At 50.6% G+C, this 26,802-nt stretch carries 25 protein-coding genes; 13 read left to right on the top strand and 12 right to left on the bottom strand.

Features of this window, described 5'->3' with window-relative positions; genetic code table 11:
• Positions 1 to 201 precede the first annotated feature (201 nt).
• The 6 genes from PAGR_RS21895 to PAGR_RS21870 all read left to right on the top strand — a co-directional run bounded on the left by PAGR_RS21895 (position 202) and on the right by PAGR_RS21870 (position 6,065).
• Positions 202 to 1,347 carry an iron-containing alcohol dehydrogenase gene (locus PAGR_RS21895; protein ID WP_013027815.1) on the top strand — a complete coding sequence of 382 codons (1,146 nt, stop codon included), beginning with the start codon at positions 202 to 204 and terminating at the stop codon, positions 1,345 to 1,347.
• Between the two features lie 19 nt (positions 1,348 to 1,366).
• The gene (locus tag PAGR_RS21890; RefSeq protein ID WP_014604601.1) at positions 1,367 to 2,251 is read left to right on the top strand and encodes a dihydrodipicolinate synthase family protein; all 885 of its coding nucleotides are present in this window, start codon (positions 1,367 to 1,369) and stop codon (positions 2,249 to 2,251) included.
• 76 nt (positions 2,252 to 2,327) lie between these two features.
• Complete coding sequence (locus PAGR_RS21885; RefSeq protein WP_013027813.1) at positions 2,328 to 3,749, top strand: sodium:solute symporter family protein; 1,422 nt, start codon at positions 2,328 to 2,330, stop codon at positions 3,747 to 3,749.
• A gap of 1 nt (position 3,750) precedes the next feature.
• On the top strand, positions 3,751 to 4,908 hold the full coding sequence (locus PAGR_RS21880; RefSeq protein WP_014598171.1) for a sialidase family protein: 1,158 nt from the start codon (positions 3,751 to 3,753) through the stop codon (positions 4,906 to 4,908).
• 4 nt (positions 4,909 to 4,912) lie between these two features.
• The gene (locus PAGR_RS21875; RefSeq protein ID WP_013027811.1) at positions 4,913 to 5,383 is read left to right on the top strand and encodes a NanQ anomerase/TabA/YiaL family protein; all 471 of its coding nucleotides are present in this window, start codon (positions 4,913 to 4,915) and stop codon (positions 5,381 to 5,383) included.
• A 1-nt stretch (position 5,384) separates the two neighbouring features.
• Positions 5,385 to 6,065 carry an SDR family NAD(P)-dependent oxidoreductase gene (locus tag PAGR_RS21870; protein ID WP_014604600.1) on the top strand — a complete coding sequence of 227 codons (681 nt, stop codon included), beginning with the start codon at positions 5,385 to 5,387 and terminating at the stop codon, positions 6,063 to 6,065.
• A gap of 185 nt (positions 6,066 to 6,250) precedes the next feature.
• Here PAGR_RS21870 and PAGR_RS21865 read toward each other — a convergent pair whose 3' ends face one another.
• Positions 6,251 to 6,652: a cupin domain-containing protein gene (locus tag PAGR_RS21865; protein ID WP_014604599.1), complete on the bottom strand. Its 402-nt coding sequence runs from the start codon at positions 6,650 to 6,652 to the stop codon at positions 6,251 to 6,253.
• Between the two features lie 248 nt (positions 6,653 to 6,900).
• On the opposite strand from PAGR_RS21865, the gene PAGR_RS21860 reads away from it, so the two are divergent.
• Complete coding sequence (locus PAGR_RS21860) at positions 6,901 to 7,698, top strand: MetQ/NlpA family ABC transporter substrate-binding protein (protein WP_013027808.1); 798 nt, start codon at positions 6,901 to 6,903, stop codon at positions 7,696 to 7,698.
• A 56-nt stretch (positions 7,699 to 7,754) separates the two neighbouring features.
• Here the strand turns inward: PAGR_RS21860 and PAGR_RS21855 are convergent, their stop codons facing one another.
• Positions 7,755 to 8,462, bottom strand: a complete 708-nt coding sequence (locus PAGR_RS21855) for a phage antirepressor KilAC domain-containing protein (protein WP_014604598.1) — start codon at positions 8,460 to 8,462, stop codon at positions 7,755 to 7,757.
• Between the two features lie 435 nt (positions 8,463 to 8,897).
• Between PAGR_RS21855 and PAGR_RS21850 the strand changes: the two genes are divergently transcribed.
• Together PAGR_RS21850 and PAGR_RS21845 are read left to right on the top strand one after the other, a co-directional pair.
• A complete protein-coding gene (locus tag PAGR_RS21850; protein WP_014604597.1) occupies positions 8,898 to 9,332 on the top strand; it encodes a 6,7-dimethyl-8-ribityllumazine synthase in 435 nt (144 codons plus the stop codon).
• Between the two features lie 81 nt (positions 9,333 to 9,413).
• Positions 9,414 to 9,887: a nuclear transport factor 2 family protein gene (locus PAGR_RS21845; protein WP_014333065.1), complete on the top strand. Its 474-nt coding sequence runs from the start codon at positions 9,414 to 9,416 to the stop codon at positions 9,885 to 9,887.
• Between the two features lie 226 nt (positions 9,888 to 10,113).
• Here the strand turns inward: PAGR_RS21845 and PAGR_RS21840 are convergent, their stop codons facing one another.
• The 4 genes from PAGR_RS21840 to budA form a co-directional block, all read right to left on the bottom strand.
• Entirely contained in the window at positions 10,114 to 10,551 is a 438-nt protein-coding gene (locus PAGR_RS21840; RefSeq protein WP_014333063.1) for a hypothetical protein, read from the bottom strand.
• 223 nt (positions 10,552 to 10,774) lie between these two features.
• Positions 10,775 to 11,548: a (S)-acetoin forming diacetyl reductase gene (locus tag PAGR_RS21835; RefSeq protein WP_014604596.1), complete on the bottom strand. Its 774-nt coding sequence runs from the start codon at positions 11,546 to 11,548 to the stop codon at positions 10,775 to 10,777.
• Positions 11,549 to 11,572: 24 nt separating this feature from the next.
• The gene (gene alsS, locus PAGR_RS21830; RefSeq protein WP_014604595.1) at positions 11,573 to 13,252 is read right to left on the bottom strand and encodes an acetolactate synthase AlsS; all 1,680 of its coding nucleotides are present in this window, start codon (positions 13,250 to 13,252) and stop codon (positions 11,573 to 11,575) included.
• Positions 13,253 to 13,268: 16 nt separating this feature from the next.
• Positions 13,269 to 14,051 (bottom strand): acetolactate decarboxylase, encoded by a 783-nt coding sequence (gene budA, locus PAGR_RS21825; RefSeq protein WP_013027801.1) that lies wholly within the window; start codon positions 14,049 to 14,051, stop codon positions 13,269 to 13,271.
• A gap of 104 nt (positions 14,052 to 14,155) precedes the next feature.
• Here budA and PAGR_RS21820 point away from each other — a divergent pair, with 104 nt between their 5' ends.
• Positions 14,156 to 15,049, top strand: a complete 894-nt coding sequence (locus tag PAGR_RS21820) for a LysR family transcriptional regulator (RefSeq protein ID WP_014333059.1) — start codon at positions 14,156 to 14,158, stop codon at positions 15,047 to 15,049.
• Positions 15,050 to 15,579: 530 nt separating this feature from the next.
• Positions 15,580 to 16,854, top strand: a complete 1,275-nt coding sequence (locus PAGR_RS21815) for a Glu/Leu/Phe/Val family dehydrogenase (RefSeq protein ID WP_013027799.1) — start codon at positions 15,580 to 15,582, stop codon at positions 16,852 to 16,854.
• 55 nt (positions 16,855 to 16,909) lie between these two features.
• Here PAGR_RS21815 and PAGR_RS21810 read toward each other — a convergent pair whose 3' ends face one another.
• A complete protein-coding gene (locus tag PAGR_RS21810; RefSeq protein WP_014604594.1) occupies positions 16,910 to 18,841 on the bottom strand; it encodes a methyl-accepting chemotaxis protein in 1,932 nt (643 codons plus the stop codon).
• A 159-nt stretch (positions 18,842 to 19,000) separates the two neighbouring features.
• Between PAGR_RS21810 and PAGR_RS21805 the strand changes: the two genes are divergently transcribed.
• Positions 19,001 to 19,339 (top strand): cupin domain-containing protein, encoded by a 339-nt coding sequence (locus PAGR_RS21805; protein ID WP_014604593.1) that lies wholly within the window; start codon positions 19,001 to 19,003, stop codon positions 19,337 to 19,339.
• A 333-nt stretch (positions 19,340 to 19,672) separates the two neighbouring features.
• Here PAGR_RS21805 and PAGR_RS21800 read toward each other — a convergent pair whose 3' ends face one another.
• From PAGR_RS21800 to fhuE, 4 genes are all read right to left on the bottom strand, one after another.
• Positions 19,673 to 19,999, bottom strand: a complete 327-nt coding sequence (locus PAGR_RS21800) for a YebG family protein (RefSeq protein ID WP_014604592.1) — start codon at positions 19,997 to 19,999, stop codon at positions 19,673 to 19,675.
• 136 nt (positions 20,000 to 20,135) lie between these two features.
• The gene (locus tag PAGR_RS21795) at positions 20,136 to 20,930 is read right to left on the bottom strand and encodes an SIR2 family protein (protein ID WP_013027795.1); all 795 of its coding nucleotides are present in this window, start codon (positions 20,928 to 20,930) and stop codon (positions 20,136 to 20,138) included.
• The gene (locus PAGR_RS21790; RefSeq protein ID WP_013027794.1) at positions 20,927 to 21,487 is read right to left on the bottom strand and encodes a non-canonical purine NTP pyrophosphatase; all 561 of its coding nucleotides are present in this window, start codon (positions 21,485 to 21,487) and stop codon (positions 20,927 to 20,929) included. The genes PAGR_RS21795 and PAGR_RS21790 overlap by 4 nt, the downstream gene beginning before the upstream one ends.
• A 213-nt stretch (positions 21,488 to 21,700) precedes the next feature.
• Positions 21,701 to 23,914, bottom strand: coding sequence for a ferric-rhodotorulic acid/ferric-coprogen receptor FhuE (gene fhuE, locus PAGR_RS21785; protein ID WP_014604591.1), 2,214 nt, complete (start codon positions 23,912 to 23,914; stop codon positions 21,701 to 21,703).
• A gap of 1,177 nt (positions 23,915 to 25,091) precedes the next feature.
• On the opposite strand from fhuE, the gene PAGR_RS21780 reads away from it, so the two are divergent.
• Positions 25,092 to 25,487, top strand: coding sequence for an H-NS family histone-like protein (locus tag PAGR_RS21780; protein WP_013028069.1), 396 nt, complete (start codon positions 25,092 to 25,094; stop codon positions 25,485 to 25,487).
• Positions 25,488 to 25,548: 61 nt separating this feature from the next.
• Here PAGR_RS21780 and PAGR_RS21775 read toward each other — a convergent pair whose 3' ends face one another.
• Positions 25,549 to 26,649 (bottom strand): tyrosine-type recombinase/integrase, encoded by a 1,101-nt coding sequence (locus tag PAGR_RS21775; protein WP_014604590.1) that lies wholly within the window; start codon positions 26,647 to 26,649, stop codon positions 25,549 to 25,551.
• Positions 26,650 to 26,802 lie beyond the last annotated feature (153 nt).

Raw genomic sequence — 26,802 nt, 5'->3', positions numbered from 1 at the left:
ACGGCTTCAGCTAAAGGCGCATTTACATACAGCGACCAGGTGTGCAAAGCACCCGCTCGATCATTTGATTATATTCAATCACAATCGATTATATGTGAGCAAGATCAATTTAATAAAGCGCCATTTTATTTATAAATTTAGTCGCTGAGTGATTGCGCTACAGCAGCATGATGAATTTCAGTCATAAACGGGGAGAAGAATGTGGCCATAATTAACAGCACGATATTAAGCGGTTCTCATGCGATAAACGCACTGGCGCCCGTCGTGGCGGGCAGAAAACGACTGCTGGTTTTAACAGATAAAAACATTGTGAATTTGCCGGCAACAGCGCAGATCCTCACGCTACTGGGGCAGGATGCTCGTCAGGTAGAGCTCATTGACGATGTTCCGGCAGAGCCGACGCATACTGACGTTGAAACAGTGCTGACGCGCACGGCAGGTAAGGCCTATGATTTGGTCGTGGGTGTTGGTGGCGGAAGCGTGTTGGATGTGGCGAAGCTCCTCTCGGTTTTATGCCATGCGTCCCGTCCTTCGCTCAAGGCTCTGCTGGACGGTCAGAAAATTGAAGCACGCTTGCCATCGCTGCTCATTCCTTCTACTGCGGGCACAGGATCGGAATCGACCCCAAATGCCATTCTGGCCATTCCCGAGCAAAATACCAAAGTCGGTATTATTTCGCCTGTCATGCTGCCAGATTATGTTGCCCTGATACCTGAGCTGACAACCAGCATGCCCGCGCATATCGCCTCCTCAACGGGAATTGATGCGCTGTGCCATTTACTTGAGTGCTACACCGCGACGATTTCGAATCCTGTCGGTGACAATGTTGCACTCATGGGGTTGTATAAATTATTCCGTCATCTGGAAACCTCCGTTAATGAACCGCATAACCTGACAGCCAAGCTGGAAATGCTGTGGGCCTCTTATTATGGCGGTGCAGCCATTGCCCATGCCGGTACCCATCTTGTTCATGCCCTGTCCTATCCCTTAGGCGGTACCTGGCATCTGCCTCACGGTGTCGCTAACGCCATTCTGCTGGCGCCCTGCATGAAAGTAGTGCGGCCCTTTGCGGTGGAGAAATTTGCCAACGTCTGGGATCTGATCCCGGAAGCCGATACCACGCTGAGTCAGGAAGAGAAATCACATGCGCTGGTTGACTATCTGGCCAAATTAGTCAAACGCCTCAACCTGCCTGATAACCTGGAAGCCCTGGGTGTGCCATCCGATGATATCGATTCCCTCAGTGAAGCGGCTCTGAACGTGAAGCGATTGATGAACAATTCGCCTTGCGTAGTCAGCCATCAGGATGTGGCTGCAATTTACCGGACACTTTTCCCCAGGATTTAATTTAAAAAAGGAGTGGGTAATGCGTAAGAAAATTGAAGGTGTGTTAACAGCTATTGTTACCCCTTTTGATAAAGAAGGCGGACTTAACCTTGATGAACTTAAGCGTCAGGTTATTCGCCAACTTAATGCGGGCAACGGTATTTTCTGTGGCGGCACTAACGGTGAGTTTTTTGTCCTTAATGAGAAAGAGAAACTCACTGTTACTGAAACCTGTGTTAATGAAGTATCGGGGCGCGCAAACGTTGTGGCGCATATTGGTGAGATTTCCACCCGCGAAACCATTCGGCTGGGCAAACAAATCGAAAAACTGGGCGTGGACGCAGTTTCGGTGATTACGCCTTATTTTGTGCCGCTTAATCAGCGCGAACTCATTCATCATTACACGGCCATTGCGGATGCCCTTTCCGTTCCGGTGTTTTTGTATAACATTCCGGCCAGGACGGGTAATACGATCGAGCCACAAACGGCCCGCACACTTGCTGAACACCCGAATATTATTGGCGTGAAAGACAGCGCCGGAAGCTATGAAAGCCTGAAAGGTTATCTGGATGCCGTTAAGGACAGTAAAGACTTCGATGTTCTGAACGGTCCGGACTCACTGATTCACCAGGGCTATGTCGAGGGATGCTCAGCCTGTATTTCAGGCCTGGCTAACGTCGCGCCGCGTCAAATCAATGCTATCTGGTCTCGCTTCCATGCCGGAGATCGTGAAGGATCGCGGCTGGCGCAAGAGCAGGTCACGGGCTTACGCACAGACCTTTATAAAGTGGCATTTTCACCCGCAGCAGTTAAAAAAGCGTTGCAGATTTTAGGTTATAACGTGGGCGAAAGCCGTTATGCCGTTCACTTTGATACCGCACAGGAAGATGAAATCCGCAGAATCATCAACCTGTACCTGAAATGATAATAAGAAGTAATAAAACGTAAAGACAGGGAGTCGCTGTGCTCCCCGAATTTATCTTGTTATATCTGAGGCTATAATGAAAACTTTCAACGCTCAGGACACCCTGATAATTATTGGCATCGTGGTGGCTTATATTTTATTTACCACCTGGCTAACGTTTCGCTTACGCAGTAAAAACTCTGGCGATTTTATGGAAGGCTCACGCGCCATGCCCGCCTTTATTGTTGGTATTCTGCTGATGTCAGAATATATAGGGGCAAAGTCGACCATCGGCACCGCGCAGGCCGCTTTTGAAGGCGGTATTGCCGCGTCATGGTCTGTTATTGGTGCGGCAATCGGTTTTCCGTTATTTGGTATGATTCTGGTTAAACGTATTTATAACACCGGCAAAATTACCATTTCGGGCGCCATCGCTGAAAAATACGGTAGCAGTACCAAGAATATCATTTCACTGATTATGATTTATGCCCTGCTGCTGGTAAACGTGGGTAATTATGTGAGTGGTGCCGCCGCTATCGCGACGGTCTTACACGTTACCCTGCCCATTGCTGCGTTTATCACCGCTATCGTCAGTACCTTCTACTTTGCGTTTGGTGGTTTAAAGGGAATTGCCTGGGTCACCATGCTGCACAGCGCGCTGAAGTATTTTGGTATTCTGGCTATTTTGTGGTTTGCACTGTCGCAAACGGGCGGCTTCAAACCTATGATCGACGAAATGCCCGCCTATTACTGGACCTGGGATGGTAATATCGGCGTATCAACCATCGTTGCCTGGCTCATCGGTACTATTGGTTCGATTTTCTGCACACAGTTTGTTATTCAGGCTATCTCCTCAACTAAAGACGTGAAATCTGCACAGCGCTCCACGTGGATTGCTTTCCTGTTCTGTATGCCGATTGCACTGGCGATTGCGGTGATCGGTGTGGCCGCAAAGTACCTGCATCCAGAGATTAACAGCCTGTACGCCATGCCGGTGTTTTTGCAGGACATGAACCCCTGGCTGGCGGGTCTGGTAACGACCTCGCTGGTGGCCTCCATCTTTGTCAGCGTCAGTACCGTCGCTCTGGCGATCGCCTCACTGGTGGTGAAAGATTTCTATGTGCCTTATTTCAAACCGACGCCCGATCAGGAATTTAAAACAACGCGCTGGTTATCACTGTTGATTGGTTTCCTGCCGTTGATTTTTGTTCTGTTCGTGCCTGAAGTCTTAAAACTCTCTTTCTTTACACGTGCTATTCGTCTGTCTATCACCGTTGTTGCGGTGATTGCCTTCTACGCGCCGTTCTACAGAAGTACGCGTGGGGCAAATGCGGGCTTGGTGGGCGCCTGTGTGGTGACCTCCATCTGGTATCTGTTAGGCGATCCTTTTGGTATCAACAACATGTATATCGCGCTACTGACACCGGCATTGATTATGGCTATTGACCATATGATCCCAAGTAAAGCCCGGACCCAGGCCGCTGAAGAGGCAAAAAATGCAGCAAGCAAAGGAGAATAAAATGACCGTAACCGTAATTCGTGATGGCCATCTGAAGCCATGGGAAAAAGATGGTCGAGTAATGACGGCAATGTTGCCTTCGTCATGCCCGCAAAACCACGCCGCCAATATTTTGCCACTGCAGGATGGTTCCCTGCTCTGCGTCTGGTTTGGCGGAACACAGGAAGGGATTGCCGATATCTCCGTCTGGTGCTCTCGCTTGCCGGCAGGCGCTGACACCTGGAGCGAAGCCGTCAAACTGTCTGACGATCCCACGCGGTCTGAGCAAAACCCTGTGCTGTTTCTCGCGCCCAATAATGTTCTCTGGCTATTGTGGACGGCGCAGATCTCCGGCAATCAGGATACGGCGATTGTCCGATACCGTCAGTCCAGCGATCTTGGCCAAACCTGGGGCCCGATCGATACGCTGTTAGATAAGCCAGGCACCTTTATCCGTCAGCCCATTACCGTTCTGGATAACGGTAACTGGTTACTGCCCGTGTTCTACTGCCGCACCCAGCCAGGTGAAAAATGGGTAGGTAATGATGATATCAGCGCGGTGAAAATTTCGTCTGATCAGGGCAAAAGCTGGCGAGATGTGGTCGTGCCAGACAGCCTGGGGTGTGTACACATGAATATCACCGCTTTGCAGGATGGTTCGCTGGTTGCCCTTTACCGCAGCCGCTGGGCGGATCATATCTATCTGAGCCGCTCCACCGATGGCGGAGAAACCTGGTCATCGCCCGAGGCCACTGTTTTACCTAACAACAACTCTTCTATTCAGGTGACGACGCTGCACAGCGGCGAGCTGGCGCTGGTATTTAACAATATGAGTGCGGCCGGGGCCACAGAACGTCGTGCCTCTCTATATGATGAGATCGATGACGGTGATGGCAGAAAAGAGCCGGAAACGACGGGCCGTACCGCATTCTGGGGGGCACCGCGCGCGCCCATGACCGTGGCTATTTCAGCGGATGGGGGCAAGACCTGGCCATGGCAGAAAAACCTCGATGAAGGCGATGGATACTGTATGACCAATAACTCTCAGGAAAAACGCAACCGTGAATTTTCCTATCCCAGCATCAAGCAGGATGCTGGGGGGACTTTGCATATCGCTTATACCTATTTTCGTCAGGCAATTAAATACGCGCGCGTCACGCCTGAGTGGGTGAAGGAGTAATCTGATGATTGTTGGAAACCTGAACAACCTGGCCCTGGCAGGATTACCTGAACCCTTACTGGCCCTGCTCCGTTTACCCTCATGCACGTTTGAGGCACTGGCAGCAAAAGATATCGGTAAATGGCAGCCAGAAAATGTTGCGTGGTTTTGTAATATTCAGCAGGCCACTACCGAAGATGCCGCGTTACGGCACACCGAATATCACCATCTTTGGGCGGATATTCAGGTGATGCTGGAAGGCGAAGAGATTATCAACGCCGGTACGCAGTCCGTCGCGAAGACGGATGATGAAGAGAAGAAACCCGATCTGTTCATCACCCGCCCCCGCGAATGGCCCGTGAGCATAACGCTACGCAAAGGGGACTTTGCGGTATTTCTGCCCGGTGAGCCTCATCAGGCGCTGTGCGCGGTCAACGAACCGATGACGGTCCGCAAAGCGGTGTTTAAAGTGCCAAAATCTATGTTAGGAGACTGAGATGTGTCACGCTATCGTCACGGGATACAGTTCCGGTATCGGCCAGGCCATCACCCATCATCTGCTGAATAACGGCTGGAAAGTGACGGGACTTAGCAGAACGCAGGGAGAGATGGCCTCACCGAACCTTAACTGGGTTGCCGTGGATTTAACGGATGCGGAACAGCTTAAGTCGGTTATCAGCACACTCGGTACGCCGGATGCGTTGATACATGCAGCAGGGATGATGGTGGCCGCCCCGTTAGGCGAACTTGATAGCGCTGCCGGCGCGCGCCTGTGGTCGTTGCACGTTCAGGCGGCGGAAGTCCTGGTGAACCACTTTGTGCCGATGATGCAGCCTGGCAGCAGGATTGTCATTATAGGCAGCCGCACGTCGCGAGGTGCCGCTAACCGCTCGCAGTACGCTGCAACCAAAGCGGCGCTGGTTGGCATGGTTCGCTCGTGGGGAATGGAGCTGGCACCGCGTAACATCACCGTTAACGTTGTTGCGCCTGGTGCGACCGAAACCCCCATGCTCACCCGACCTGAACGTACGTCGTCGGCCCCTATGGTTCCGCCGATAGGCCGGCTCATTCAACCAGAGGAAGTCGCCTCGCTAGTGGGTTATCTACTTAGCGAATCCGCCGCAGCCATTACGGGCCAGGAACTGGTTATCTGCGGCGGCGCCTCGCTGAAAGCGTAATGAGAGTTGCATACAAACGTAAACCAGCCTTCACCGGCTGGTTTTTTTTGCGCCATGACCCTACACAGTATTCCAGATGCCAAATGCGCACCCTGAATCAGGTTTTCTGCCCCGTTCACGCGATCTGCAAAGGACTGGCTCCAGCGAGTGTTTAACCCGAAACTGTACCGGTAGGCATTCTCACGCTAGAACTCCTCAGGTTCGCCGGGAAGCGGGTCGGTCAGCTCCATCCCTTTCACCCCCGCATAGGTAATCACCAACTCGGCAGGCGTGTTCAGCGTAAAGCCGCGATGTGCGCTGTTCACCGTTTCATTTAACGCTTCGCCAGCCTGAAAGGTTTGCTGCTCACCCGTTTCTTTATCCTCAACTACAAGCGTACCTGACAGGATAAAACACGCATTCGGCATGGGATGCGTATGCCAGGGTAACGAAGAATGAGCCGGAATGGTCAGGCGCATCACGGTCAGTTCGGGTTCACCCTGCGGATAAGCGTCAATGTGTTGACCGTTCCATGCTTCACTACTTTTTAACACCTGTACGGCAACGATTTTATTATCTGATGATTTATCTGAATGATTCCCTGACATGGTTTCTCCTGACTCGCGTCGGCAATACTGAAATGAATAACGTGTTTAAACGTAGCCTATGATCGTGTTCGACGACGTCAATTACCCTGCCAGCGGTTAAAAACGCCAGGATAGCGCCTGATGACCATGCGGTGAATTTTTAGACAAATCATGCAGTAATGGTTATATCTTATATCGCCGCGTCAGTACGCAAGGCGGATAAATTGTATTAGGCTTTTGACATCTTTTACTGATGGGAATCGCTACTAATGAAAGGTTTATTTACGGCGCTAATCGCCAGTTCCGTATTACTGTTGTCCGCCTGCTCACCTGATAACGATCATAAAGTTAAAGTGGCGATCAACACCGGTCCCGACGAAGCTATCTGGCAGGAAGTTCAGAAAATTGCCAAAGACAAGTATCAGCTGGATGTTGAAGTGCTTAACTTCAACGATTACGTACTGCCAAACGAAGCGCTGAACAATAAAGAAGTTGATGCCAACGCCTTTCAGAGCCTCCCCTATTTGGAAGAACAGTCTAAAGAGCGTGGCTACAAATTTGCCGTTGTCGGTAAAACCTTTGTTTTCCCTATCGCTGCCTATTCTCACAAGATTAAAAACATCAGCGAACTCAAAGATGGCGATACGATTACCCTTTCTAATGAGGCCACAACGCTGGGCCGCAGTCTGTTGCTGTTGCAGGCTCAGGGCTTAATTAAGCTCAAAGACGGCGTGGGCTATTTGCCGACCTCGCTGGATATCATCGAAAACCCTAAGCATCTGAAGCTGGTTGAGGTGGATACGCCGCAGTTAACCCGTACTCTTGACGATCCAAATGTCACGCTTTCAATCATAAATACCAACTTCTCTGCCCAGGCTGGCCTGTCGGCGCGTCGCGATGGGTTGTTTATGGAAAGCGCCTCATCGCCTTACGTCAATGCGTTGGTATCACGTCAGGACAACAAAGACAGCGATAAAATCCAAAAGCTGAAGTCTGCGTTACAGTCTCCGGAAGTCGCGGCCAAAGCAGAAGAAGTTTACAAAGGTGATGCGATCAAAGGCTGGTAAAAGGCTGGCTGAAACAGGCCGCATCGTCAGCGGCCTGTTCCACGCTAGAAGTGAGGCTAAGCCGCCGCACCTTTGAGTTGAGCAGAGAGATGTCCGGCCCACAGGCTGGCAATCCATCTGACACCATTGGCGGTAAAGCGAGCCTGCGAGAAAGCATGCTGATTGTCCGCCGTACCTGAATGCAGTGTAAAGTAACCCGCCTGCAGATGGTAATGCTGGGGCCTTAAGGCTCCCTTGTCACGGAACATAATATTGCGCTCCAGCAGGAACTGGCGAAAATCTGGCTCTTTGGCTTTCAGCATTTTGCACAACTGACGGAAACCCAGAGACGTTTCAACGTTGACAAAGTGGTCAAAAAAAGCGGCTTTTGGTGCCGATTCGGCCAGTTGTTTCTCTGCTGCGCGTCGCTGTTCAAACTGTTCAGCCCAGGCACGAGCGGCTTCAGCAGGGTTCGTAAAATCTGGCAGATGAACACGCTCTTCAAGGGCCTGCCAGCGATCGAGCGCATCGGCCGTAAAACCCGGCGAAAGTCGGGCGACAGCCAGCAGAGAGTCGCGTTTATTCAGGCAGAACTCCTCACGCGTCTGGCCTTCGCGCTCATAGAGATTGACTGAAAGCGGCTGAGAAAGGCGCTGCGCCGTTTCAAGACTTTTAATTAAGCGTTTAACTTCGCCGTGCGTATTGCCGGTCATTTGGGCAATTTCACGGCTTGTCATCGTAATGGCATGATCCATTGCTTTGAAGATTTCTGTCGATATCATCATGGGCTTTACCCCCTAATCATTCCAGACAACACCCAACGGGCAGTGGAATAATTATACAATTACCTGTTTAAATATCCAGTACTATTTTTAAGCTGATACATTAATGGAAAGCGTTACGCAAAAAGCGAGCATTGGCCAGACGGATAAAACACGACAGCGCTCTGGCGGATGATCCGCGCAAGATCGGTGCCGTCCGTAACGGTGGATGGCGGTAAAAGCGGATTAAAGATAAGCACGGATTATTGACATCAGTTTATAATGTCGGCCATAAGCAAGAGACGTCATCCGGCTCCGGCGCTCAGGTAGCCAGGTGATTCAAGAAGTGCTGAGCGAATTTACTGTGCTGCTCATCAGACAGCTTTATTTTTGATTCGGAAGAATGCGATCGTTTTGCGATTTCACGTGCACCGGATGTCACGTTTACTGGAGTAAGTTATGCAACCGTTAAGAGTCGCCTTTATCAAGGCAAACTGGCACAGCGACATTGTTTCTCAAACCCTGGCTGGCTTTAATCAGGAAATGGAAAACAGCGGCACGTCTTACGAAATTAAAACCTGGGACGTGCCTGGTGCCTTTGAAATGCCTTTACTGGCGCAGCGCCTGGCGCAAACAGGTCAGTTTGACGCCATTGTTTGTGCGGCCCTGGTCGTTGATGGCGGCATTTACCGCCACGACTTCGTGGCGCAGGCTGTGGTCAGTGGACTCATGCAGGCTCAGCTGGCTACCAATGTTCCCGTGTTTTCTGTTTCACTGACGCCGCATAATTTTCAGCCTGCCGACGAATTCGTGCGTTTTTATACCGAGCATTTTGTGAAAAAAGGTAAAGAAGCGGCACGCGCCGTTTGTCAGGTTCACGCCATTTCGCTCTAAAACCTGCCCGTCCATGAATGTCATCAGCCGGCACTCCAATGCTGAAGTGTCGCTGAGTCTGCCAGCGTTTCAGGAGACCTTATGGAATCACCACGTCAGCCTTTACCCCCGTTTAACGATGTACAGGATGCGATAAAGAAAGTGCGCCTGGCAGAGGATGCCTGGAACAGCCGGGATCCCGAACGTGTTTCTCTGGCCTATTCTCCCGACAGCGCATGGCGAAATCGCGATAGGTTTATTACGGGCCGGGCCGAAATTGTGGCGTTTTTACGAGACAAATGGCAAAGGGAAGCAGAGTACCGGTTGATCAAAGAGTTGTGGAGTTTTCATTCAAATCGTATCGCCGTGCGCTTTGCCTATGAGTGGCATGACAGCCAGGCAAACTGGTTCCGTTCCTACGGCAATGAGAACTGGGAATTTGATGAGAATGGCTACATGGTGAAACGCCATGCCAGCATTAACGACGTGGCCATTACCGACAGTCAGCGACTGTTTCACTGGCCTCAGGGCCGCCGACCGGACGATCATCCCTCTCTCAGTGAACTGGGGCTATAGGCATTCATTAACAGGCGCTATGGGTGATCCAAATTGCCATCGTGCCTCATGTGTCATCAAAAGCACAACGGCTGTCGTCAAGGGCGAGATTAACGCCATAAAGCACTGAGGTCACGGGCACTACACGGCAGGTCGACGTCAGCAGAGAGATAACCTGCTGCCGTCGTAACGCTATCTGAACGATCGCCAGGCAGTGAAATTCACGACCTGGCGTTAGCAGGACAGATTAGCCCTGTTCCTGCGTCTGTGCTGGCTGGGGTTCGCTCTGTTTAGGTTGTTCAACAAAGGTCGCCTTATTACGAGTCACGGTATAAGCCACTTTTTTAACGTCTTCAGGTGACGTTGTCACTTCAAGGGGATCAATAGTTACCCGCCCCAGGCCAAACAACGTGCGCACATAACCGCCGACTTCATGTTTACCCGCGGGAACATGAAGGATTTTGCTTTCACCATTGGGCAGTTCGCCTGCATCTTTACCATCTACCGTCAGATAAATATGTGAACCGTCATCCGCACGCGTAATCACGTGTGAAACATCGATCTGGGTCTGTCCGGTCGTAAAATCATCCGCTGCCGCAGCGGGGGGATTGGCGGCGGGATGCCGGGCGCATCCGGCTAATGTTGTGGCGACCGCAAGTGCGGTAAAAAGATTACGATAACGCATTATAGCTGTCTTACTCCCTGGCAAATGAACGCATTATTTTAGCCGTTTCACTGAACGATGGAAGCCCGGAAACGCTCGGTATGCTCTTAAAATTGTCAGGAAATGAGGGAAAAAGTAAGCGGCGTTATTTTTTCACAGAACTTCATGCAGGATCTCAGCCTACCTCATGCGAGGTGACAGAATACCGGGCAGTCTGGCGCCGTAGCGCCAGACATTTTTCCGGTTAGCTAAACACCATGCCACCGTCTACCAGTAACGACTGTCCGGTGATGTAATCAGAATCCGGGCCGGCAAGAAAGGCGACACAGGCTGCGACATCTTCGGGTTCTGATAACCGACCAAGCGTGATTCTTTTCGCAAACTCCTGAGTACCATAACCCACGGGTTTGCCTGCCGCTTCGGAAATCTGCCTGTCGATCTCCGCCCACATCGGTGTTTTAACAATACCAGGACAAAAGCCATTTACGGTGATCCCCGCCGGTGCCAGATCCCGTGCGGCAGTTTGTGTCAGGCCCCGAACAGCAAACTTGCTTGAGCTGTAAACTGCCAGCTCGGGATTGCCGACATGCCCGGCCTGAGAACAGGCGTTAATAATTTTTCCGCCATGACCTTCAGACGCGAATGCTTTTATCGCGGCCTGCATGCCCCAGATCACGCCTTTGACATTAACGTCGTAAACCTTGTTGATGACCTCTTCGGTGATTTCATCAATGGGCGTTGAGGGCGCGACACCTGCGTTATTCACAATGACGTTAAAATCACCCAATACGCTGCGCGCTTCTTCAACGGCATGAAATACCTGATCCCGTTTTGTTACATCCACCTTGATGGCCAGCGCACGGCCGCCATCTTTCTTGATCTTTTCCGCAACCTGCGACGCGGTTTCAATATTGTAATCAGCCACGGCCACGGCAAATCCGTCTTTTGCCAGACGTAAGGCTATCGCCTCACCAATGCCCTGACCCGCACCTGTCACAAGCGCAACCCGCATTTTCATCATCGTTTCCTTATTCCGTTGAAATTAAAGTAACTGGCTGAGGTGAAGCTGCCCCATCAGCAAGTGGTTATCGGCGTAATCCACTGGCACTGCCACAACAGCAGGCCCCTGAACATCCATCGCTTTGCGCAGCGTGGGTTCCAGTTCGGAGGCACTGTTCACCGCGAATCCCGCCGCACCGAATGCTTCCGCATAGGCTTTAAAATCAATGGGCCCAAAGTTCACGCCTGAAACACGCTGATATTTTTTCTCTTCCTGCATCGCCACCATGTTGTAAGCATTATCGACCCAGACAATGTGTAAAATGTTGGCGTTGAGCCTGACGGCGGTTTCCAGCTCCATGCTTGACTGCAGGAAGCCGCCATCTCCTGAAACCGAGACGACTTTACGCTGTGGATCGACCAGCCAGGCACCAATCGCCCAGGGCAAGGCCACGCCCATGGTTTGCTGCCCGTTAGAAATCATGATTTGGCGTGCGCGGAAGCTGTAGAGATAGCGGGCAATCCAGATATGGAAGCTGCCCATATCAACGGTGAGGCTGACGTCGCTGTTGATAATGTCCTGCATCGCACGCACGATGCGCAGCGGATGAAGAGCAAACTGATTCAGGCTCGCGCCCTGTAATGCAAGTAACTGCCGCTGCTGCTGACGGTCCTCAAGGATACTGGCAGCCTCCTTGCTGAGCTGTAACGGCTGGCTGACCTTTTGTGCCAGTTTACGCAGCGTGGCGGCGATGTTGCCGACCAGCTCCGCATCTGGCAAATAGCGGTTGTCCGTTTCCGCTGGCACAACGTCAATGTGGATTAAGGTGGCATTCCCGCTGTTCCACATGGCAGGTTCATACTCAACCGGGCTGTAGCCGATGGTAATAATCAGGTCGGCCTGTTGCAGCAGCTTGTCGCCTGCCTGATTGTTGAAAAGTCCCACGCGACCGGCAAAACGGGAAAAGTGCTCCTGGCGAACGGCACCCGCCGCCTGATACGTGCTGGTTACCGGGATATGGCTGCGGTTTAACAGATCGTGAATGGCTTCGCTATTCTCAGGCTGGCTTGCCATCAGGCCCAGCAAGATCACGGGATTTTTTGCGTGGGCGATCTCGCGACTGACCGCATCAATCATCACATCCGGTGCCGCACCCAGCGTGATGCGGCCGTGATGGCTCAGCACCTTACCCGTGACCGGCTGATCAACGATATCCTGTGGCAGGCTGACAAACGCACCGCCGCCGCGACCGTGTTCAGCGTGACGAAACGCGTTTGATACACATTCCGCCAGTGCCGACGAGTCGGTGACTTCAACCGCATATTTTGTCACTGGGCGGAACATGGATACGGTATCAAGACTCTGGTGAACCTGCTTGGCGCTGTCGGAGCGTTTGACCGCGCCCCCAATAGCCACCACCGGGTCGCCCTCACTGGTTGCGGTAGCCATACCGGTCACCAGGTTTGAGCAGCCCGGGCCGGATGTGACCAGCGCCACGCCAGCGTTACCCGTCAGACGGCCTACTGCCGCGGCCATAAAGGCGGCATTCGCTTCATGCCGCACGGGGATCGTCTGAATGGAAGAATCGAGTAGGGAATCAAATACCTTATCAATTTTTGCGCCAGGGATGCCAAACACATGGCTGACGCCTTGCGCTTCAAGTTGCGCGACAACCAGGTCTGCACCGCAGTGCCAGAGTGTCGTATCAGAGAGAGTTTTCATATTTCAGGCCTCGTGATTAGCTTTCGACAGAACGGATGGCATCATCCAGATTTTCCGGCGTCAGGTTGGCATTAAGAAAGTCGGCGTTTTCTGGTAAATCGATCACCAGCTTGCTGATGGCACCAAAAGTCAGCGTGCCCTGCTCCAGCACATAATCCAGGATATGCCCACCGCCGGTTCTGTCGTCTGTGATGAAATGTTCGTGATATCCCGCGACGTTGATACCCTGCATGTACTGCGGCGTGCGGAAGCCAATAAGCTCGCCATGGCGATGCGTGAATTCAAATATGGGCTGATTTCCCAGAACTTCAGGCATCGATCGGTAAGGCCGGCACTGGCACGGAACGGTACGCGTCTGGACGGATGAAAAATGTCCGCTTACACGCAGTGCACAAAACTGGTTGTCGGAGGTGATTTCGCTGTCGATAAGCTGGTGCAGCGCATCGCGCTGAACCGCGCGTTCAAAAACGTGTTTATGCTGGGGTTGAAAAAAGGTCATTACCGCAAATGGCGTTTTCTGGTCAGGATCAGCAGGCCGGGCACTGCCATCGGCGCGCAGCTGATACACATTGCTGTCGAACGCAATGAGTTCACCATCCAGCTGATTGAAGGTTCCCAGACCAAAGTCACCTTTGCGCAGTAAGTCAGCAATCCTGGTTTCACCGTCATAAACACCACTCAGCAGCGCACTCATCAAAGAGGTTTGATACATAACACTTTCTGGCATGTTTTTTCGCAGCTTTTGAACGGTATCTTTTAGTTGATCCTCGCAGGAACAATCAGTTACAAAATTGCTCATCGGATGCCTCGTAGGTTAACTGTTAAGCCGTGTTAACATAATGGTGACCCTGTTTGCGGACAGAATCCAATAGCAAAACCTGTAAACTTTGAGACGTTTTTAATATGGAACTGCGCCATCTACGTTATTTCGTTGCTGTCGCTCAAACGCAGCACTTTACCCGAGCGGCCGAATTGCTTGGCATTTCGCAGCCGCCACTCAGTCAGCAAATTCAGCGACTGGAGCATGAAATCGGTACGCCGCTGTTAAAACGACTGACGCGCGGTGTGGAACTGACGGATGCAGGAAAAACATTTCTGGCGGATGCGATTGAAATCATTCAACTCGCCGATCATGCGCTGGAAAAGGCGAAAGGCGTTGCCCGGGGGATCTCTGGCAAAATGTCGCTAGGCTTTGCCAGTTCGGTAGCATTTGATCCCAACGTCTTTGAGATTATTCGGCGATTTAAAGATCGCTATCCCGCCCTGGAGCTGATGACGCGGGAAGAGAACATGTCATTGCTTATTCAGGATCTCCAGGAGGGATTGCTGGACGCGGCATTTCTTCGTCTTCCCTGCGAAAGCAGTAAATCGTTTAATTTGCGCGTCATTTCTACCGAACGGATGCTGCTGGCTTTGCCTGCTGCGCATCCTCTGCAACAAAAACCCAGCATCGCGCTGAGCGAACTGGTGCAGGAAACCTTAATTATTTTTCCGCGAGACGTTTCACCCAGCCTGTATGAGCTTATTGTCAGTGCCTGTTTGCGCGCGGGTTTCTCCTCATCGTCTTTTCAGCAGGCTCCGCAAATCAGTTCTTCTTTAGGTATGGTCGGCGCAGGTTGCGGTATAGCCCTTATACCGGAATCGATGGTTTGCGTGCAGAATCCGCAGATTTGCTTCCGGGAAATCGCCAACAATACGCTTTTTACCGATGTGGCTTTTGCCTGGCGGCGGAATAATGCGTCTAAAGCGGTTAACCATCTGTTGTCGCTGATTTCAGAAGGTCAGAGCGTAAACTGATGCACTCCTGTTCGCAGCCTTTTTCATCCGCTCACGGCCGTCTTCCTTATTCAGGTTAAAAATTTGGCGGTTGAGTTCCATCCCGTTTTAATAAACGCATGTTGCTGGCACGTCTTATTTTCTGCTCTGCCGTCGGTGATAAAAGCGTGAGATATTGTCCGTTAGCCTCTTCGCATAAGTGAAAGTAACCTTCGCATTACTTATATTTATGCACCCTGGCGGTGCAACAAAGTCAATATCCTTTGAAACAATTCATTAACTTTTTGACTCCCTTCAAAGAACTGATAAATCATAAAATTTTAGTTTTATGCACTAACAATGCCTGATTTATGCACGAAACAGCCGCATCCGGGGCCGATAAGTCGAAATATTATTCACTCTTATTCACCGTTAATCGAAATAGCATGGGGATAATGACCGCCTGGTCGACATCATATTTTCTCTGGTAATGATAAATTATGTCGGCGCGCTTAAGCGCGCGTCATTCCACGGCTCAACACAATAAATAACTTCGATAAGAAAGGTTTTGTATGGATAAGTTATCTTACGCGTCTGACAGTAGTACTTCAGCCTGGTCCACCTACCTACAACAAATCGATCGCGTTGCGCCTTACCTGGGCGACCTTACGCGCTGGATTGATACTTTGCGTCATCCTAAGCGTGCATTAATTGTTGATATTCCTCTGCAAATGGATGACGGCTCCATTCGTCATTTTGAGGGTTATCGTGTTCAGCACAACCTTTCACGCGGTCCGGGTAAAGGCGGGATTCGCTATCATCCCGATGTCGATTTAAATGAGGTCATGGCCCTTTCAGCCTGGATGACCATCAAGTGTGCCGCTGTCAATCTGCCCTACGGCGGGGCAAAAGGTGGGATTCGGGTCGATCCTTTTAAACTGTCTGAAGGCGAACTCGAACGTCTGACGCGCCGCTATACCAGCGAGATCGGTATCATCATTGGACCGCAAAAAGATATCCCGGCCCCCGATGTCGGCACCAATGGCAAAGTGATGGCCTGGATGATGGATACCTACTCCATGAATCTGGGCACCACAGTGACTGGTGTGGTGACAGGTAAACCTATTCACCTTGGCGGCTCCCTCGGCCGTGAAAAAGCGACCGGCCGTGGTGTGTTCGTCACTGGCCGTGAGGTTGCTGGCCGAGCCGGCATCCAGATTGAAGGCGCACGTGTCGCCGTACAGGGATTTGGTAACGTAGGCAGTGAAGCCGCCCGATTGTTTAGTCAGGCGGGCGCGCGCGTTGTGGCGATTCAGGATCACACTGCAACGCTGTTCAACGCTGACGGCATGGATATGGATGCGTTGACACAATGGCAGACTGAAAACAAGCAGATCGCAGGCTTCCCTGGTGCACAAAACATCGAGAAAGAGCGTTTCTGGCATACGGAAATGGATATTCTGATCCCTGCCGCGCTGGAAGGACAAATCACGCGGGAGCGTGCTGAGATCCTGAGCTGTAAGCTGGTGCTCGAAGGCGCTAACGGTCCGACCTATCCGGATGCTGATGATGTTCTGGCAAACCGCGGTGTGATTGTTGTACCCGACGTGATTTGTAACGCCGGAGGTGTGACAGTCAGTTACTTCGAATGGGTGCAGGATATGGCCAGCTTCTTCTGGAGCGAAGACGAAATTAATAAACGCTCAGACAAGATCATGACGGAAGCCATGGTTCACGTATGGGAAAAAGCCAAAGAGAAAGCGTGCTCGTTGCGTACCGCAGCCTATATCGTGGCCTGCGAACGTATCCTGATGGCACGTAAAGATCGCGGTATCTATCCGGGTTAATGACTGAAAACACAACCCGCACCGTGCGGGTTGTGTTTTAGCGGTTTACCGCGCGTTAGCGGAACTGCTCCACCGTTTGCGCCAACTGCTGCGCCTGATCTTCCAGCGAGCTGGCGGCCGCCGACATTTGCTGCACCAGTGCGGCGTTTTGTTGTGTCGTACCGTCCATCTCGTTAACTGCGACAGTGACCTGACCGATACCGCGCGCCTGTTCATCAGAGGCAGAAACGATTTCATCAATGATGCTCTGCACTGACGATACGGCCTGCGTCATCTCATGCATCGTTTTGCCTGCTTCGTTAACCAGTTTCACGCCGCTTTGAACCCGAACGCTCGATTCTTCAATCAGGGCAGCGATATCTTTCACCGCGCCCGCACTTCGCTGCGCAAGATTACGCACCTCAGAGGCCACGACAGCAAAGCCTCGTCCCTGCTCGCCAGCGCGCGCCGCCTCAACCGCAGCGTTAAGGGCCAGAATATTCGTCTGGAAGGCGATGCTGTTGATCATCGTAGTAATGTCACCAATTTTCTTCGAGCTGTCATCAATCTGTGACATCGTCTGCACCACCTGCCCAACCAGCGCTTCGCCCCGGCTGGCGATTGAGGTGGCATTTTCGGTCAGATTCGTGGCCTGTTGAGCATTATCGGCATTCAGGCGAACCGTTGCGCTGATTTGCTCCATGCTGGCTGCAGTCTCCTCCAGCGCAGCCGCCTGCTGTTCGGTACGCGATGCCAGATCGAGGTTACCACTGGCAATCTCGCTAGCCCCTTCTCGCACCGACGCGCTGGCATTTTTGATTTGGCCCACAATAGATTGCAGCTGGCTTTGCATGGTATGCAGCGCATAAAACAGGCTGCTGTTGTCGCCCGGTGCAACGTGAAAGCGGTTACTGAGCTTACCTTCCGCAACCGCCAGCGCTATTCTGGCTGCCTCTGCAGGCTCGCCGCCGAGCGGACGCATGACTTTGCGATTGAACAAGAGCCCCAGCACCGCGCCGACTAACAGTATGCTTACCAGCATTAGTCCGATAGCCCAGTAAAGTTGGCGATTCGCCGCAGCCATCACCTGGCTGACCGGTGCGACAATCCCAACGTACCAGGGCTTATCGCTATTGCCTACCGTGACCGGATACCAGGTATACATGGCTTTTTCGCCCAGCACCGGGTCGTCATGTTCCACAATTTGCTGGGTGAAATTGTCTTTTTCCCCCTTCCACGCTTTGCCCGCCTCATCTTTATCTGGCGAGGAAACGACTTTGCCTGTGTTAGAGAGCAACAGGGCATAACCGGTGTCCTGCCAGGGTTTTATCTGGTTAACTTTCTTTTGTAGTGAGGCAAGGGAGATATCGGAAGTCACCACGCCGTAAAGTTTACCCTGATCGATAATGGGTGAGGCTACAGAGGTCAATAACGTTGGTATACCATTGTAGGCATAACTGTAGGGCTCAATCAGCGTATCTTTTCTTGTCTGCTGGGGAACCAGATAATAATCACCCTGACCCGGCGTTAAAAAGGACAGTAACGGATGCATGGCGTAATTACCGGCCTGATCGCGGTCAACAAACCAGGCATAACGGCCCTGTGGCGGCTGTCCGCTCTGACCTGCAAATTCAGCATCACGACCATCAAACGCGTTGGGTTCAAAAATCACAGACATCGAGAGATAATCAGGATTGGCTCTGAGTGAATATTCCATGATTCTGTCAGCGACTTTACGATCGTTAATGCCCGCTTTGGGTAGAGCAATCAGACTTTGGCCTAAGCTGTGCGCCATATTAAGGGCATAACTCAGCTCTTGTTGAATTTGCAGCCCGCGACTTTGAGCGATCTGCTGCAGATAATGTTCGGCCAGCGTTTTTTGTTCTTTTGCCGACTGCCAGCTCAGAACACCAATCGTCACGGTAAACCCAAGCGTAATCGTCAGGCCGCCCGCAAGAAGCATCTGCGTGCGGGTACTCATGGTTTTTTTAATGGGTTGAGTGGTCATATTGATTCCCCTGGAATACACCGGCTAAATTAACCACCCTGTCAGATACAATCTTTCATGTCCCTGGAATAACTATCGGCGCGCCAGAATTTAACTTTAATAAGATGAATCAAAGCCAGAATCGGCTCACATTATCCGTTGCGGGCAAAAAGAGGATTTATGATTTCGAAAGACAACGCAGAACATTATGTTTGGGGAAATAACTGTGATGGTTGGCATCTGCTGAAACGCCAGGATTTAAGCATTATTCATGAACATATGCCGCCTGCGACTGCTGAAACCCGACACTTTCACGTTCAGTCTCGCCAGTTCTTTTTCGTTTTAGAGGGAGAGCTGACGATGGAAATTGAGGGCATTGTGCATCTCCTGCAGGCGCAGCAAGGCATTGAGATCTCACCGGGTGCGAAACATCAGGCACGTAACGACGGAAGTGACAGTGTCACTTTTTTAGTTATTTCCCATCCGACGACCCGAGGCGATCGGACCGATCTGACCTGAACATGGCCATAATAATACGCAGAAATCCGTTACTGATCTGAATAGTATTGATATGAAACAATATATAGACGGGGATTCAATGGCAGTCTGTGCCCTCTTCTAACCAGGCATAACTGAACCGGGAACCCATTCATGCTAAACAAATCAGGCTGGTTGCATGGTTATGTACTTTGCATGACGTGCATGGCCAGATACCTTCATCACTATGCTTTTGCCGTGACGCATTTGATTCGCTGAGAAGGATCAAAAGACCCACGCTGAGTCGGTCATTGACGGATAAAAGACAGGAAACGAGAGTGGTTATGCCGGAAGCAGGCTTCCGGCATAAACCGGTCAGGCGGCTTTGACGGCGCGGACTTTCTTGTCACTTTGCGGCGCATGATCAGCATCCGTCGCTTCAGGGGCGCTACCGCCTGAGGTTGACTGAGGCAGTTTACTGGTGCGAAGAATGTGCTGCACGGCGTCTTTTTGTTCTGCCAGCAACAGGCCGAGTGTTTCAGCCTGAGATTCACCCATCTCCGCCTGATGAGTCAGCAACCAGTCGGTGAACGCTTCCGCCATATCCAGCATTTTGTCGTAGGCATCAGCCTCTTTTTTGTTGGCAAATGTCATCTTCTCTTCACCTTTTCTGACCACTACAAATTTTGTCTCAACAGCCATAGTTTTGCCCTCAGATACTGTGTATTTATACAGCATACCACAGTAATCCGCATTTTCCAGAGAAGAATCACCACGCCCGATAAACCTGACATGCGGTTCAGATTTTACAACGACGTGGTCAGCCCCGCCCCGCGCATCACGCCAGAAGCGCTTGCATAAAATCGGCCAGGGCTTTTCGAGGATCGTCTTCTTCAGAGACGATCATTTCAATGCCCCACTGACCCAGCACTTCTTTTGCCACCGGGTTATTGCGGTTAGTGAAAAGGTACGACTTGGGGCGCGCAGTGGCCAGGCCCGTGCGCCCCCACATTTTGGTCAGGCGATAAAACAGCAGACGAATATTAAAGTCACTGATGCTGTAGCCCACGAACAACACCGAATTCCCCATGACATCATGGGTCAGTTTGATATCCAGCGGCGAATCAAAATAGAGGCGCTCAAAGTAACTGCTTTCATCTAAAACGATGGAGGTATCATCATCAAAGTCGCCGTGCAGTTTAATGATGTGGCGCTTGTCTTCAGTTAATGACACCAGATCGGCCGCATTCGCGACTTTTGAGTAAGGCACACCGTGCGCCTCATGTGCCGCTTCCAGCCAGCGGTCATAATTGGTGGTATAGATACGCGAAAAGTTGCCCTGCGTGATCATGGTGTGAATTTCAGAGCTACGAACATCAATATCCGGTCGATGCCATTCGCGATCCATCCAGCTTCTCAACGGCCCTAGCGATCCTTTTTTTTGCTTATAGTATTCGGCCAGGGAAAGGTGCGTACCATAGGTATTAAAAATTTTGGGATCGTACCCCAGCTCGTTGGCCAGATGGGCAATGAGCTCATGCCATTCTGGCAGGCCAAGATTGCGGGACAGGCCTGCACCGGCAAAGAGTATCAGCTTACCGGAGTCATAAGCCCGCTTCAGTTCAGGTTTCATGCCACGCCTCGTGCTGTTTTTAAGAAGGACGCGAAGCGGTCCAGTGCAATGCGACGGTTTGAGATTTCATTTTTCTTGTCGCCCATCTCAGCGAAGGTTTGATCGTAGCCTTCAGGAATAAACACGCAGTCCCACTGAAAACCACGCGGGCCCGCCGGTTTTGAGGCAATAGTGCCACGTAATTCGCCGTAAAACTGATACATTTTGCGCCCGTCACAATAGCCCAGTACGGTTTTGGCCGTGACGCCCTGGCTATCGAGGCCATTAACGAGGGAGGCAAAACGATCGGCATCCAGCCGGTTCCAAAATATGCGCGTCAGCCCCGCAGGCAGGCCATTCAGCCCATCGAGATAAAGTCCGGTATGCTCAACGAAGAGAGGACGCCCAATAATTGAGAAGGCTTTTGTGAGTTTGTCCCGCACCAAATCCAGCTCATTCTCTGTTTGAATTTCTTCAATACGACGAGCGATCGGCAAGACTTCGACGCCCACTGGCTCCAGGATTTCACGCACCTCCGCCAGTTTTTGCTCATTAGCCGAAAGGAATCTGATTTTCATACTTCTTCCAGGTGAATTAGTTTGCCTCAGACAGCGCTATCATAGCGGCAGAATGGAGGATTAACGCTGGTCAGTGTAGCGCAAATCCCTGACTTTCTGGCCTGGCAATTACGTCAAAACGTGATGGATCAGCGATTTGCGCCGGGCCGAAGGGGAAAAAGCAGGGGAAGCAAGCGCCCCGGGTGAGGCGCTCACTGGTGAAAGTCCGCGTCTTCAGAAACGGTAGCTGGCAGTCACAGAGACGTTGCGGGGTTCACCGTAAACGATGTCCCCCGCAACATTCGTGTCATAGGTTTTATCAAAGAGATTATTAATATTGCCCTGAACAGCAAAATTTTTCGTCACCTGGTAGCGGCTAAATAAATTGACTAACGCATAGCTGCCCTGCTCAGCACGCCACGTTCCGTTTCCTTCCGGTGCCGAATTATCGCTCCAGACGTGCGTTTGCCATTTCACTCCGCCACCCACAGTCAGATCAGGGAACATGGGTAAACGGTAGCGCGTAAAGACGTTTAACTGCGTTCGCGGTAAGTCGGGTTTTACCGCCGTGCCATCACGCTGTTCGGCAATATAACGCGTGCCTCCCAGGGTCATCTGCCAGTTATCTGTGATTGCGCCGTTAATTTCGAATTCAATTCCTCGGCTTACCGTACCATTTTTGCCTTCATACGCTGACTCGGTGGTACCCGGAATAATGCGACCGGTGGTCTGTGCCACATTATCCAGCTCAGCCCGAAAGACCGAGAGTGACGTGGTCAAGCGGCTGTCGAACCAGTCAGATTTAACGCCGGCTTCGTAGTTCTTACCAATAACCGGCGCCAGATAGGCACCTGAGAGATCACGATATGACTGCGGTTGAAACACGGAAGTATAGCTGGCGTACATTGACCAGTTCTCATCAATGTCATAAATCAGACCCGCATAAGGCGTGATGTTATTTTTTTCCATATCGTTGGTCAGCGTATTTTTGCTCCAACGGGTGTAACGTGCGCCCAGTATCAGATTTAACGGATCCGCCAGTGAAATACGGGTGGCAAGGTAGCCCGAGCTTTGTCGGGTAATATCCTGCTGGGACAGGGTGCGCGCCGCCCAATCCGTTTCCGGGAACTGGCCGTCAAAAAGGTTAAAATTCCCCAATTCTTCTGGCGAGATATTCGCAAAAGTACCGTAGTAAGTGTTTTTTTGTTTGCTGTAGCTAACACCGACCATTAATTCATGGGTGCGCCCGAAGAGTTGATAAGGCCCACTGGCAAAGGTATCCACAGCATCGACTTGACGTTTGGCTGCATTATATCCCGTACCCGCAACGACAGGATAATCCGCATAGGGAGAAACGCCTGCACCCGTATTTTTGTCAAAATAGCCGGCGATATACATCATTTTGCTGTTAAGCGTTGACCGATCATGGGTGCCGTTAAGGGTCCATTGCCATCCACTTGCAAAAGTGTGTTTGAGCCGGGCAAAGAGTTTTCTGCTCTCTTTATCGTTATAAGTCCAGTCAGGGGCGGTATTAAAGCCGCGACGAAAATGGGTTTTACTACCGTCTGTGTACCAACGCGGTAAACCGCCCCACATTGGGCTGTCAGTATTCAGCTGCTGAAATTCATAGCCTGCAGATAATGTGGTGGCGTCATTGAGATCGGCATCAATCACCCCATAAACAAATTTCTTTTCAGCACCATAACGCTCAATAAAGCTATTATTATCCTGATAACCCGCAATCACTCTGCCTCGAACATTTCCTGCAGCATTCAACGGGGACTGCACATCCATAACGTAACGCTGTTTATTCCAGCTGCCATAGCTGGCGGATATCTCGCCTTCTGACTGATGACTGTCGGCATGTTTACGTACCATGTTAACGGCAGCGGAAGGATTACCGGCACCGGTCAATAACCCGTTTGCACCCCTGACCACTTCAATGCGTTCATATAATGCGCTATCCGTCTGTGCATCACCCAAATTCCAGCGTTCTTCGAATACAGTAGGAATACCGTCAATCAGGTAATTGTCGATTAAAAACCCGCGAGAATAATAGGTCTTACGATCCATATCCGCTGTGCTCGTCTGAATAGCCGTGGTGTTGTCGAGAACATCATTTAACGACTGTAGCTGTTGGTCTTTCATGCGCTGCGCGCTGATGATGCTTACAGACTGAGGAATATCGCGCACGGTCGAAAGTAACTTATTGCCCGCGCGGGTAACAGGTACGCTGTAGTCCGAGGAAGTATTTTCGGAAACCGGCTGTTCAGCCGCAGTAACGATAAGCGTCGGGTTGCTCGTATTCACATCCGATGGCGTCTCTGCAAACGCATTATGTGAAGATACGCCTGCCACAAGGGTTGCCAAAAGTGATAAGCGTGAGGGAACCAGAGGAAAAGTGGCCTTCACGCGATCCCTGTTCAGGAGGGGGATATTCAGAAACATTCTAACGCCTCGTTTTCTTTTTTTTAGCTGCCACTGCCCTGCATCAGTCCCAGTTAACTACCGTGCGGGCTGGCCATCAGGAATAAGGACAAAAACAATAACATGTAAAAACAAATGAGAAATATACTCATTTAGATTATCATTGCAAGTTATTGTTAACATTTATCTTTAAAAGCGTCAGAAAAGCCGATGTGTGTATTCTGTTGATAATGCAGATGTTTTAGCGCAAGTCGGGCACAGTACTTCTGAACCCGAGCGCGTGACGTAACGCTGAAATTAGCTGGCCTGGATATTTTTGAGCCATCCGTTTTACCCCTGTGTGAACAGAATTATTTCTCACTCTCGCTTATGTCTTTTTTCCTTATATATAATGCGGTCATTATCTGAGACAGGTGGACTGCAGGTTTAAACAATATGGAAAAAATGGGTAAAGGCTGTTATTGACAACGGTGATGTGAACGTTATTGCCCTTATTGACGCTTCGCTTATGTTCAGATAATACAGACTTATGGCCGTTGGGTTGACAGAGAAAACGTTCAGCTTGGCATGAAGCCTGGCACAGGTTACAGGTTGCTTTATCGGGTTTGTGTAATTGCGAAATCCGGAATGCTATTTTTCTCAGATCGGGTAAAGCCGTTTCTCATCTTTGCAAAGCAGCCAACAGCTGCAACGGTCGGGTTATGGAAGGTTCGAGGGATGTCTGGCATCAAAATCAGGATTTACATATAACAAAACGTTATCCTCAATAGCGGTTTTTTTAGTAAGGCATTTCGTCCGCTCAGACCAGTTTTTATTTAAGAGTGGCTATTATTAACTATACGTTATCATTTCTCTCTGACGAGACAAATCACATCATTCCAGGTTTACAACGTGACGACAAATCAAGATAGCCAGGTATTAGGTTTTGATTTTCATTGATTTTTTAACTTAAAAAAGAGATTCTATAATTCATGTTGTGTAGAACCTGCTCGCCTTTCATTGGCATGAGGCGGTTTAAATATGTTTAAAACATCAATGTATTCCTAAACTTTATGCCGTTTCTCAGGTTCTGAAAGTCAGTAATAATCTTTACAGTAACAAATTTGTACATTTCGGCCTGAAGAGATATTTCCTTCTGGGAATATTTTTCGTAGAATGGCTCTGTTTAAAATATTCGCTGTAATTTAAGGATTAATCAATGGATGCGCTCAAAGCATTAAATAACCTTCGTATTTTACGTGCACAAGCCCGGGAAATTGAGCTTGATGTGTTAAATGAGATGCTCGAAAAGCTTTCTGTCGTTGTCGCTGAACGCCGTGAAGAAGAAGAAGCTGAGCAAGCCCTGCTGCGTGAAAAAGCAGACAAGCTGGCTAAATATAAAGAAATGCTGATGAATGACGGCATCGATATTTCTGAGCTGATGGATTTACCTACAGAAACTAAAACAAAAGCTAAACGTGCTCCGCGCCCGGCTAAATATCAATATACCGACGAAAACGGTGAAAAGAAATCATGGACAGGTCAGGGCCGTACACCATCGCCTATTAAAAAGGCCCTGGATGCAGGCGGTTCTCTCGATGACTTCCTGATCTGACATAATTAAGCGGTGTTGATGAGGACACCGCTTTTTTATTGGAAACAGCCTGACTGTCCCGTTAAAGGCTCATGACCATGACAGAGGAACTGTCTAATTTCAGCCTTTCGCCTTCATAACGATGATGTAGAAAATGGTAACTATCACTGTTGATAATTACCTGTAATGATTCCGAATACTTTTCCAGTGCAGCGCGCATCTGCACGACATAGTCGTGCGTATCGTAAACACGATCTATCCCTTCTAATGCATGATTCATGATTTTTCTTGCCACGTCGTTGGGCGTGTCCAGTGCAGATAACTTTGAGCGTGCCGTTCGCCGCAGGTCACGTGGTGTAAAATGTTCCAGTCCCAGGCCGCGCGGTGCGCGTAACATGCGTCGCAGAGCCTGATTAAGCGCACCTTTTGACAGCGGTTGCATCACATCGCGCGGTGCCGGTACCAGCCAGGGCGAAGCAGGATCGCTGGCCTTTAACAATGACTCGATACACAGGCGCATCAGGGAAGAGACCGGCAACGTATGTTCACGCTGCGATTTGTTCCGCGTACCTTGTTTCCACAGCCCTGACTGTAAATTAAATTCTGCTTTACGAGCCTGAACGATCTCGTCTGGTCGTCGCGCGCTCACCAGGCAAAGCCGCAGTGCCCAACGGGCCTGTTCAGAGAGTGCCCAGTTGTCCAGCCCATGCCAGAACACCCAAATCTCAGCATCCGACAACTGTCGACTGCGCGGTGAGGCCGCACGGCCTGCAATGTCACGTTTTTTCATTGAAGCAACAGGGGAATGCTCAAGATAACCCTGCATTTCTGCCCAGGATAAAAACTGTTTTGTCAACGCGAACACGCGCCGCGCCTCTCCCTTTTTACCCTCTGAAATCAGTATGTTATATAGTCTGTTTAGTCGTAATCGCGTCAGATTCTTCAGCGGGAGTGAGCCAATATTCGGTAAGACATGCCGGAGAAGGGAGGAAATCGCGATTTCAGGACGGCGACGCGTAACGAGTAATGACAGCTTTACCCAGACCTTAATGACCTGCTCGACCGTGCCCTCGTCACCAAAATTATCGACTTCAGACAGCGAAGCCTTTCTGATCTGCTCCAGCCATACCATGACGTGATGGCCGACATGCGGCGACCTTGTATTTATGCTGATTTCAGCCACTGCCCTTCCCAGATAATAAAGCCGTATTGCAGATTCTACCTTTCTGCCGACTGTGACTCCAGACCTGTTAAGTCTGGAGTCACAAAGACGTCGCTACGCTGATTCTGAAAAGGAATCAAGGCAAAGATGCAAAACGGCAATGACTGGGTTAAC

This window comes from Pantoea ananatis PA13 (assembly GCF_000233595.1).
Classification (GTDB): domain Bacteria; phylum Pseudomonadota; class Gammaproteobacteria; order Enterobacterales; family Enterobacteriaceae; genus Pantoea; species Pantoea ananatis.
This window is presented reverse-complemented; position numbering and strand designations above follow the sequence as displayed.

What these genes read in the sequence shown, in the direction of transcription:
- PAGR_RS21850 (WP_014604597.1), top strand. Translation starts at nt 8,898, where the DNA reads ATGCAACCGTTAAGAGTCGCCTTTATCAAGGCAAACTGGCACAGCGAC.
- PAGR_RS21795 (WP_013027795.1), bottom strand. Translation starts at nt 20,930, where the DNA reads ATGAAACCTGAACTGAAGCGGGCTTATGACTCCGGTAAGCTGATACTC.
- PAGR_RS21800 (WP_014604592.1), bottom strand. Translation starts at nt 19,999, where the DNA reads ATGGCTGTTGAGACAAAATTTGTAGTGGTCAGAAAAGGTGAAGAGAAG.
- PAGR_RS21890 (WP_014604601.1), top strand. Translation starts at nt 1,367, where the DNA reads ATGCGTAAGAAAATTGAAGGTGTGTTAACAGCTATTGTTACCCCTTTT.
- PAGR_RS21865 (WP_014604599.1), bottom strand. Translation starts at nt 6,652, where the DNA reads ATGTCAGGGAATCATTCAGATAAATCATCAGATAATAAAATCGTTGCC.
- PAGR_RS21870 (WP_014604600.1), top strand. Translation starts at nt 5,385, where the DNA reads ATGTGTCACGCTATCGTCACGGGATACAGTTCCGGTATCGGCCAGGCC.
- fhuE (WP_014604591.1), bottom strand. Translation starts at nt 23,914, where the DNA reads ATGTTTCTGAATATCCCCCTCCTGAACAGGGATCGCGTGAAGGCCACT.
- PAGR_RS21815 (WP_013027799.1), top strand. Translation starts at nt 15,580, where the DNA reads ATGGATAAGTTATCTTACGCGTCTGACAGTAGTACTTCAGCCTGGTCC.
- PAGR_RS21845 (WP_014333065.1), top strand. Translation starts at nt 9,414, where the DNA reads ATGGAATCACCACGTCAGCCTTTACCCCCGTTTAACGATGTACAGGAT.
- budA (WP_013027801.1), bottom strand. Translation starts at nt 14,051, where the DNA reads ATGAGCAATTTTGTAACTGATTGTTCCTGCGAGGATCAACTAAAAGAT.
- PAGR_RS21880 (WP_014598171.1), top strand. Translation starts at nt 3,751, where the DNA reads ATGACCGTAACCGTAATTCGTGATGGCCATCTGAAGCCATGGGAAAAA.
- PAGR_RS21780 (WP_013028069.1), top strand. Translation starts at nt 25,092, where the DNA reads ATGGATGCGCTCAAAGCATTAAATAACCTTCGTATTTTACGTGCACAA.
- PAGR_RS21820 (WP_014333059.1), top strand. Translation starts at nt 14,156, where the DNA reads ATGGAACTGCGCCATCTACGTTATTTCGTTGCTGTCGCTCAAACGCAG.
- PAGR_RS21885 (WP_013027813.1), top strand. Translation starts at nt 2,328, where the DNA reads ATGAAAACTTTCAACGCTCAGGACACCCTGATAATTATTGGCATCGTG.
- PAGR_RS21835 (WP_014604596.1), bottom strand. Translation starts at nt 11,548, where the DNA reads ATGAAAATGCGGGTTGCGCTTGTGACAGGTGCGGGTCAGGGCATTGGT.
- PAGR_RS21860 (WP_013027808.1), top strand. Translation starts at nt 6,901, where the DNA reads ATGAAAGGTTTATTTACGGCGCTAATCGCCAGTTCCGTATTACTGTTG.
- PAGR_RS21855 (WP_014604598.1), bottom strand. Translation starts at nt 8,462, where the DNA reads ATGATGATATCGACAGAAATCTTCAAAGCAATGGATCATGCCATTACG.
- alsS (WP_014604595.1), bottom strand. Translation starts at nt 13,252, where the DNA reads ATGAAAACTCTCTCTGATACGACACTCTGGCACTGCGGTGCAGACCTG.
- PAGR_RS21810 (WP_014604594.1), bottom strand. Translation starts at nt 18,841, where the DNA reads ATGACCACTCAACCCATTAAAAAAACCATGAGTACCCGCACGCAGATG.
- PAGR_RS21840 (WP_014333063.1), bottom strand. Translation starts at nt 10,551, where the DNA reads ATGCGTTATCGTAATCTTTTTACCGCACTTGCGGTCGCCACAACATTA.
- PAGR_RS21790 (WP_013027794.1), bottom strand. Translation starts at nt 21,487, where the DNA reads ATGAAAATCAGATTCCTTTCGGCTAATGAGCAAAAACTGGCGGAGGTG.
- PAGR_RS21805 (WP_014604593.1), top strand. Translation starts at nt 19,001, where the DNA reads ATGATTTCGAAAGACAACGCAGAACATTATGTTTGGGGAAATAACTGT.
- PAGR_RS21875 (WP_013027811.1), top strand. Translation starts at nt 4,913, where the DNA reads ATGATTGTTGGAAACCTGAACAACCTGGCCCTGGCAGGATTACCTGAA.